At 35.5% G+C, this 747-nt stretch carries 1 protein-coding gene; it reads right to left on the reverse strand.

Going from position 1 to position 747, the window contains the following annotated elements; all coding sequences use genetic code 11:
• Positions 1-690 (reverse strand): IS1 family transposase (locus K4039_RS29710; protein WP_265240113.1); only part of this gene is annotated, 690 nt, incomplete at its 3' end.
• Positions 691-747: the final 57 nt, after the last annotated feature.

Below are 747 nucleotides of genomic sequence, written 5' to 3' on the forward strand. Positions count from 1 at the left end.
AAAATACCAAATAGCACCAATATGGTTTTCTAACTTTTTAGAAAATGAAAGAGTCTTTCTTACGAGACGAGAAATACGTTGGCGCAAAGTATTATTAAATCTTTCAATGTGATTAGTTTTTCCACTGTCTTTACCAACTGGCTGATGGCGTTTGCTTGGAAAAATACAAGCATACGCAGCCCAAAAATCTGTATAGCAAACAGCACATTGTCGATAGACAGGAGGGAGAGAATTCCATAATTGTTTTGCTCCTTCTTCGCTGCGATCCCCAATATAAACACCAATAATTTCTCTGGTTTCTCTATCCATTGCTAACCACACCCATTGCTTATTTTGTTTGCAATCTACAAATGACCACAGTTCATCACATTCAACATTCAATCTGACTTTTTTTTTAGGTTTAACCTTTACTCTGCGTTCGATTGAGGCATATTTATTATTTACGTAATCCTGTAACCATTTTTGAGAAACACCCGTGCTTCTAGCTATGCCAGCCAAAGAAATCTTCTCCAAAAGAAGTCGATCGATTAAATCTTTTGTTTGTGAGCTGATTACTTTATTTGTCGGATTTTCGACAAATTGGCGACCGCAACTTTGACATTTGTATTTTGGTTTTTTATTATGAATTTTACCATTTTTAACTATGTGATTTGAACCACAATCAGGGCAATTTGGTCGTAAGGATAGCATATTATATGACTAAATTAATATTGGCAGAGCAAGGATTCCAGCAACAGCTACTTATGA

The organism is Lyngbya sp. CCAP 1446/10 (genome assembly GCF_026130175.1).
In the GTDB taxonomy this organism is placed as follows: domain Bacteria; phylum Cyanobacteriota; class Cyanobacteriia; order Cyanobacteriales; family Microcoleaceae; genus Microcoleus.